This is a genomic window from Candidatus Alkanophaga liquidiphilum (assembly GCF_053996935.1).
The window spans coordinates 24,451-31,551 of record NZ_JBMXYC010000031.1 but is presented as its reverse complement, the minus strand read 5'-3'; the positions used below and the strand labels follow the sequence as shown (position 1 = coordinate 31,551).

Annotated in this window: 6 protein-coding genes and 1 pseudogene; 2 read left to right on the top strand and 5 right to left on the bottom strand. The window is 53.0% G+C overall.

Features of this window, described 5'->3' with window-relative positions:
* From ACXJJA_RS04400 to ACXJJA_RS04385, 4 genes and pseudogenes are all read right to left on the bottom strand, one after another.
* Nucleotides 1-297: pseudogene (locus ACXJJA_RS04400) on the bottom strand (RNA-guided endonuclease TnpB family protein); the annotation flags it as partial.
* A gap of 6 nt (nucleotides 298-303) precedes the next feature.
* Nucleotides 304-504, bottom strand: a complete 201-nt coding sequence (locus ACXJJA_RS04395) for a hypothetical protein (protein ID WP_456487013.1) — start codon at nucleotides 502-504, stop codon at nucleotides 304-306.
* Nucleotides 497-1,129 (bottom strand): signal peptidase I, encoded by a 633-nt coding sequence (locus ACXJJA_RS04390; RefSeq protein WP_456487012.1) that lies wholly within the window; start codon nucleotides 1,127-1,129, stop codon nucleotides 497-499. The genes ACXJJA_RS04395 and ACXJJA_RS04390 overlap by 8 nt, the downstream gene beginning before the upstream one ends.
* Nucleotides 1,119-4,082: an oligosaccharyl transferase, archaeosortase A system-associated gene (locus tag ACXJJA_RS04385; protein WP_456487011.1), complete on the bottom strand. Its 2,964-nt coding sequence runs from the start codon at nucleotides 4,080-4,082 to the stop codon at nucleotides 1,119-1,121. The genes ACXJJA_RS04390 and ACXJJA_RS04385 overlap by 11 nt, the downstream gene beginning before the upstream one ends.
* A 142-nt stretch (nucleotides 4,083-4,224) precedes the next feature.
* Here ACXJJA_RS04385 and ACXJJA_RS04380 point away from each other — a divergent pair, with 142 nt between their 5' ends.
* The gene (locus ACXJJA_RS04380; protein ID WP_456487010.1) at nucleotides 4,225-4,716 is read left to right on the top strand and encodes a peptidase; all 492 of its coding nucleotides are present in this window, start codon (nucleotides 4,225-4,227) and stop codon (nucleotides 4,714-4,716) included.
* Between the two features lie 32 nt (nucleotides 4,717-4,748).
* On the opposite strand, the gene ACXJJA_RS04375 is transcribed toward ACXJJA_RS04380, so the two are convergent.
* Nucleotides 4,749-5,537 (bottom strand): enoyl-CoA hydratase/isomerase family protein, encoded by a 789-nt coding sequence (locus ACXJJA_RS04375; RefSeq protein WP_456487009.1) that lies wholly within the window; start codon nucleotides 5,535-5,537, stop codon nucleotides 4,749-4,751.
* A gap of 104 nt (nucleotides 5,538-5,641) precedes the next feature.
* Here ACXJJA_RS04375 and ACXJJA_RS04370 point away from each other — a divergent pair, with 104 nt between their 5' ends.
* The gene (locus ACXJJA_RS04370; RefSeq protein WP_456487008.1) at nucleotides 5,642-7,057 is read left to right on the top strand and encodes a hypothetical protein; all 1,416 of its coding nucleotides are present in this window, start codon (nucleotides 5,642-5,644) and stop codon (nucleotides 7,055-7,057) included.
* Nucleotides 7,058-7,101 lie beyond the last annotated feature (44 nt).

Below are 7,101 nucleotides of genomic sequence, written 5' to 3'. Positions count from 1 at the left end.
CTTAATGCCCCCTCTCACGCCGTGAACAGGAATGCGAGCCCAATACTTAGCGAACTTATTGTTAGTTCGCCGAATATCCATCAGGTCTTTTCTTATAACAAGGGGATATTCCTCATTGGGGTCAATTTTCCTGTATGTTCTCTTCCCTTGCTGCTTCGTAGCAGAATAAACACCTCTATCTTCTCCCATCTTTAGGAAGTGCTGGAAATTATCATACTCCCGATTAAGTAGCTCAAGCTTCCTCCTTGTCAGACCTACGAGCTTGCACCTGATGGTCTTTGTTATCTCTGTTTCCATTATTCTTTATACAAACTTTGAAGTATAAAAACTCAACTCCCAAACTCCCTCCCCTATCTCAACCCTAAAGGTATGAGCTCTCTTAGCGACATTCTGTAAAAAAAGGATGTGCCGAATCGGGAAATTCCTGTCAATTCTTGCATCAAGATTAATATGAAGTTCAGTATGCTTAATCTTGGGCATCTGCTCCTCAACGCCCTCATCCATGAAGCTCACCGCAGAACGGAACAAATACAAACTCGAAAATGAGCCTCGCATACCCCACGTAGGGAATTCTGAACTTCGCAACGCCGATGACCCACTCGGGACGCACAGGCTCGATCCCTAGGAGCGCCTGGTCGTAGGTCGGATTGGTTAAATTGTTGTCGCCCTTCGTAATATAGCCGGCGTGCGGCGCTGGCGGTCCGCCCTCCCACATAGGCTCGCCAGCTTCAACCCAGCGTATCGCCCTGTGTATGATTATTGGAGAGACTGAGGAAAGCCCGTTTGGTCGATATATTATCACGTCGCCGTAGTCGCCGAAGGACTTATATCCGACCTCTTTGCCCTCCTCTTTGGTTATGATTTCCGTGCGGCTCGGCGCCTGCACGAACACGAGGTCGCCGACGTGGATGTGCGGTAGCATGCTCTCTGATTCGACAGCAAACGCAATCCGCCAAGTGCCGGTTAACGCATAGCCGATGCTTGCAATCACCGCCACTATCAGAACTGCGACGGCGATATCCCTTAATAATCCAATAGCAAAAGCTTTCGCCTTCTGCAGCGGCTCGGCTTCTTTAGTTGCCTCTGGCGCCTCACTCTTTGTCCCTGACGCCTTACTCTTATCCCCCATACGCCGACACCTTTATAGTTCTCCCTTCAACTACGCTTTCCTCATCTACATGCACTTCTTTCTCCACTTCCCAAATGAAAGTATTGTTCTCGACACGCCCGACTCTCAGCACGTAAGGCTCGGCAATGACATCGAACTTCGTATATTCGGGGCAGCTTGGCGTCCCTTCTGTAGAGTAAGGAACGACGAACTCGAAAGTCCCGTTTGAGATGACTTGCTGGGCATAAACGAACGTCCTACCCGCGTTCGTCGTAACGTTCGTGCTTAGCTCCACGACGCTTCCGACGGAGGCATTCCCGACGATTTTCGCACCTTTAACATATTCAAAAACCTTCACGAACTTTATTTCCTTCTGTTGCGTCTCATTGCCACTGCTGACCGTGAAAGTCACAACCGTGGACGGCGACTCGTGGACAAGGCGGAAATGCCGCAGCGGCTCAATGTAGGTATTGCCGTATAAAAGGCTGCTGCCATCGAGAACGTGCAGCCTTGCAATTGTCGTGCGGAAGTATTTTTCCGTAGCCATGAGCCTTACGCCTTCTTCGGTCTGCACAGCAGAGAGGTAACCGCTTTCATCATTCGCCCAAACGGTCATCGCATTGAACTTGTTGTAAAAGGCGTTCCAGACGTCAGCCATCATGAAGTCTGTGACGACGTAACGCACGTCGAGCGTCTCAGCAATCTTGACGGAATTTTCCTCGGTGAAGTTTATAAAGAAGACGCAGGCGCCGGGCTTATTTCTCTGATGCGGACCGCCGATGCCTTGCTGGAAGGGGTTCGCCGTCGGAATTCGGTGCGCAATCCTCGTAATCCAGTGCCCGTAGTCCCACCAGCTCATCACCGAGTATGTGCCGTTCGGATACTTGTAATCCTCGCCGGTGGGCGGCGGCTCGTAAAACTGGTAGTAAAAGTCGGTGTAGTTGAGAGCGGGCGTGATCTGCTCCGGCGTGTTCTCCCGCATCCAGCTCAACGCCTCATACCAGTCATAGCTCGGACCGCCGCTTCTCCTCGCCTCTACTAAGGACTGGCAAAGTGGTGGGCACACTATTATCAGCGCTAGGAGCAATGCAACCAAGCAGACCGACAGCGTCGTGACGAGCTGCGACCTCTCAAGCGTGGGCTGCTCTCGAATGAGGAACGTTCCGAAAATCAAAGCCACTAGAGCTATGACGAGAGCGGGAAGACCGCTTAAGACGCTCGTCAGGAAAGCCGTAACCTCATCGGGCTTCTGATATTTGCTAACGGCGACAAGAATTATGACGAGCGTCATGAGCGTCGTGAGCACTTCGGGCGTGAAGTATTTTCGAAGCGTGGCTGCAAGGCGTGGAACCTCAGGCGGCTTTCCTTCGCTCGTTCTTGTGGTTTTTGCAGCGGCTCTTGGTTTTCTGATAGTTCCACCTTTGACCGCCCTTGCTTTTGCCTTACCCTTCACCTTTATGAGCCCAGTAGCCGGCATGCCGAGCTTTGAAACAACGCCGACGAGCCAAGCCGAGAAGCCGCCGCAGAGAATTGCGGCGTTTACTGCGTAGTAGGCGGCGAAGCGGTTCTGCCCGAACATCGCGTAAAGCATGATGAGGCTCCAAGTGAGAAGCGTAAGCTCGCCCAGCGGAAAATCTCGTTTCAAGAATTTACGGGATGCCTCGTAGCCGATGATGCCCATGCCGAATAATGCAACGAAGAAAGTTGTCAGGAACCACTGCCAAACCTCACCGCCCGCCCACACGTTTTGAAAGTCGTAAATCTTCCCGGTGTAGGGGTTTCTAAGGTGCGTGGGATGCACCTCGGCAATCGTCAGCGCCCCGCCTCTCGGGCTGAAAATATTGAAGCCGCCAACGATCTGCTTGTAGAGCGACGGCGCCGCAACGTTAAGAGCAACAATGCCCACAATCGCAATGGCACCGAGCGCCAGCGGATACGCAAGCACATCGAACTCCCGCCGCCGTAGCCCCACAGAAACGCCGCTCATTAATAGCGTGCCCACCGCCCCTATGAGTGGGGAATAAACGTGGAACCCCGTCAGACATCCCGGGTGCAAGAATGGCGAGATTATTATCGCAGCGATTAAAAACGTCGGGACTCCGACCACGCCTAGGTATTCAGCGCTGCCGCTACGCAAATGCTCTGCAACGTGCAAAACAATAAGGCAAACAAAGGCGACGAACACAAATAGGAGTCCGCCTCGCCAACCAAGAATGTAAAGACCGAGCCAGATACCTGAGAGCGCCGTGTGCGTCCAAGTCTTGCGGAAGCGTCGCCACGTCGTCTTTAGTCCGAACAACAGGCGGGAGCCGAAGCTCGTGGCAGACCTGAAACCGCCTTGGAAGCTCTCGCAAAGACTCTCAAAATTCACGCCTTCCGCCTTTGCGGCTCGCAGTGCTAAAATGAAGTATAGCATGAAAATCGTTGAAAAAAGAGTCTCCATGACATGGTGGTCGGTGAAGCCGAGGATGCTCCTCGTGAGAAACTGTCCAGGGATCGCTGCGACGAGAAATGCGGAAAGCACGCCTGCGAGCCTGTTTCCGAACACCTCCCGTGCGATAAAGTAAACGGGAAGGACTGTCAGCGCCCCGAGAACCGCGGGATAAAACGCGGCTATGGTCTCGATGCCGTGCTGTCCGAGAGTCGCATACGGGTTGCCAAAGCCCAACAGCCAGATGATAAATGAGAGTAACCAGTCAAAGAGCAATGCGAACGGCACGTATGAGCCATGCGGGTAGAAGGTGAAAGCATCAAAAATGATACGGTGCGGGAAATGCTCGAGTGTGCTTTCGACGAGCCGCATGTTATACCAAGGGTCGTTGCCGCCGAAACGCACGAATTCCGGCGTGAAGACGCTCTCATATGGCAAAGCCACCCTTATCCAGAGGGCCAAAGCAAAAGCCGCCGACACCAAAACGGCTGCGAACAAGCTCGCTTTACCCTCCCCACTTAACAGAGCAAAACGCTCTTCCAAGGATTTAAAGGCTTTCATCCCTGCGAGCCCCCAAATCACATCCTAACGACATTTACTTAAACCTTTTTCTTTGCACTACATCACGCAGCGTCGTAACGCTTTCAGCAAACTTTATTTATCCAATGATAAAACGGTGTAGCCGATGCGTTTGAGTATTTTTCACGATGCGAGGAGTCGAGGCGTGCTTTCTGCGGTGAGCGCTGCACTCGAAAAGACTTACGGGCTCGAAACACGGGAAACTTTGGAGAAGGCGCCGCTGGACAAAGCACTTAACACAAGAAGAAGGCAGTTTAATGCCTCCATCCTTTTGAGCACGTTGGCAAAGGAGGCACACCGCCCCTTTCTCTGGATACTCTCTTCGGACATTTACGTAAAGGGCATGAACTTCGTGTTCGGAGTCGCTCTGTTCGGCGTCGGTGCCGTGCTTTCCACATACCGCCTTGATTCCTTAGACCTCGTGCGCAAAGAGGCTATCCATGAAATGGGGCATGTTTTAGGGCTGAGTCACTGCGAGAATGAGTGCGTCATGCAATTCTCAAACTCCGTGGCAGAAGCCAAAATGAAACCGAGCAAGCTTTGCAGCAAATGTAAAAATAAACTTGAGAAGATGTTGTCGTCGCTGAGCTTTGATTAGCCGGCGGCGGAAGGAATTAGGGAAAAAACAAGTCATTTTCCTTTAAACTCTGGCTTCCTGCCCTCAATAAAAGCATTGACAGCTTCCTTGTGGTCTTCGGTGTGGACGAGCTGATACTGCATCCGCGTGACGAATGCGAGAGCGGTGTCCACGTCCGTCCAAAGCGCAGTGTGCATCGCCCTTTTTATGACGCCTATCGCCTTCGTCGCACCTTCGGCGAGACGTCTCGCAAGGTTCATAGCTTCTTCCATGAGCCTGTCTGCGGGCACTACACGCTCGACGAGCCCGATGCGTTCCGCCTCCCGTGCGTCGATGAGGTCACCGGTGAAAGACATTAATTTCGCCCGCCCGAGCCCGATGAGCCGCGGCATCAGCCAGACGCCAACTTCAGGCGTCAGTCCCATCCGCACGAAAAACTGCCCGAGCCTCGCTTCCTCCGATGCTATTCTGATGTCGCATGACATCATTAGGTCCAGACCGGCGCCGACGGCGTAGCCGTTCACTGCCGCAATCACTGGCTTGTCCATTTTCACTATCTTCTTGTAAGCGTCCATCATACGCTCAAAGTATTCCGTGAACTCGAATGGACTCAGTTCTGAAAGCGGTGCTATGTCCTCGCGCACGTCTCCGCCGGCGCAAAACGCCCGCCCCTCGCCAGTAATGACTATCGCTCTAACTTCCTCATCCTTCGAAATCTCGTCTAAAACCTCGACGAGCTCGTCCCCCATCTTCGGGTTCAAGGCGTTCAGCTTATCGGGACGGTTCAGCGTTATGACCGCAACGCCTCCCTCCTTTTTAACTTTCAAAGTCTCGTATCCCATGCGCAACTCTTATGAGGCGATTAATAATTAAGTTTCGTCATTCTCTCCGCAAGCGTGCCACTAATCAAAAAAGCAGTTTAAGCCCTCCGCGTCAACTTTGTATTATGCAGAAAGTGGGCGTTTTGGTAGTGTCTTACGGGGCAAGAGCCGCCGCTGTCATCGACGCTCTCAAGAGGAGCGAGGAGTATGACGTTCGTGTCTACGTAGTGGACAAGCAGAGGAATCCGTTCAATGCGGAGCTTGCGGAGGCGCACGCCGTCATCCCGGACCTCGATGTGGACGCTATTCTCAAGTTCGCAGAACGCCACAAGGACGTTTTAGATTTTGGGATAGTTTGCCCTGAAGGTCCGATAATCGAGGGTGTCCGTGACGTAATCGAAGAATGCCTTAAAATCCCGATGATTTGTCCGACGAAAGAATTTGCGCTCGAAGGCAGCAAAGCAAGACAACGCCTCCTCCTTGCAGAGGTGGCGTCTGAAGCGAACCCAGAATTCAAAATCTTCCGCCGCTTTGAATTTAAAAGCGTTACCGAGGTAAAAGAGGCGTTGTGGAGGTTCCTTGACGAAATCGGGGACGACGTAGCAGTGAAACCCGATAGACCTGCGGCGGGAAAAGGCGTGGGCGTCTTCGGCGAGCACTTCCACAACCGGGAACAACTCTTTGAGCACTTCCTCTCAATCTTCGAGACGAGCGACGTAGTCGTCGAGAAGAGGCTTGAGGGCGAGGAATCGAGCTTTCAGGCGTTCTGCGACGGTCGTAGGTTGGAGCCGCTGCCGGAAACTCGAGATTATAAAAGGGCGTTCGACGGCGACTTCGGACAGAACACTGGCGGCATGGGTTCATACAAGGACGTCAGCGACCTCCTGCCTTTCATGGAACCATCGGACCGAGAGCGTGAGCTTGCGCTCGTCGAAAAGATTTTCAAGGCGCTGAAGGGCGACGGGCGTAACGAGGGCTTAATAGGCATACCGTTCTACGTGGCGTTCATGCATACTGCTGAGGGCCCGAAAATTCTGGAAATAAATAGCAGACCCGGCGACCCCGAAATCCAAAACATCCTTCCGATAATGCGCTCTGACTTCGTGGAGCTGTGCTTCCGCATGCTTGAAGGGAGTCTCCAAAGGATAGAGTGCGAGCGGCGGGCGACCGTCGTGACGTATGCGGTACCACTGACATACGGCGGTTACCGCACGAAATATACCGGCGATTCGAAGGTAGACCTCAGCGGCGCTTACAAGCTTAAGGAGAAATACGGGGACGACGTCCGCATTTACCCGGGGGCGATGGAGCTTCGGGACGACGGCTGCACGTATGCGCTGCGTTCTCGGGCGGTGTGCATCGTGGGCGTCGGCGAAGACCTACAGGCGGCGAGGGAAATCTCACTCGACGGCATCAGAAACATAGATGGGCCTCTATGGAACCGGTGGGATATTGGCGCGGAATGGCATATCAGAAATAGCGTTAAGAGGATGCGAAAGCTCAGAGCCCATGGAGAAGGCATCATAAGACCTATACGGTAACGAACGCTGCTGTCCTGTTGTGCGCAGATAATAGCTCGCTCAAT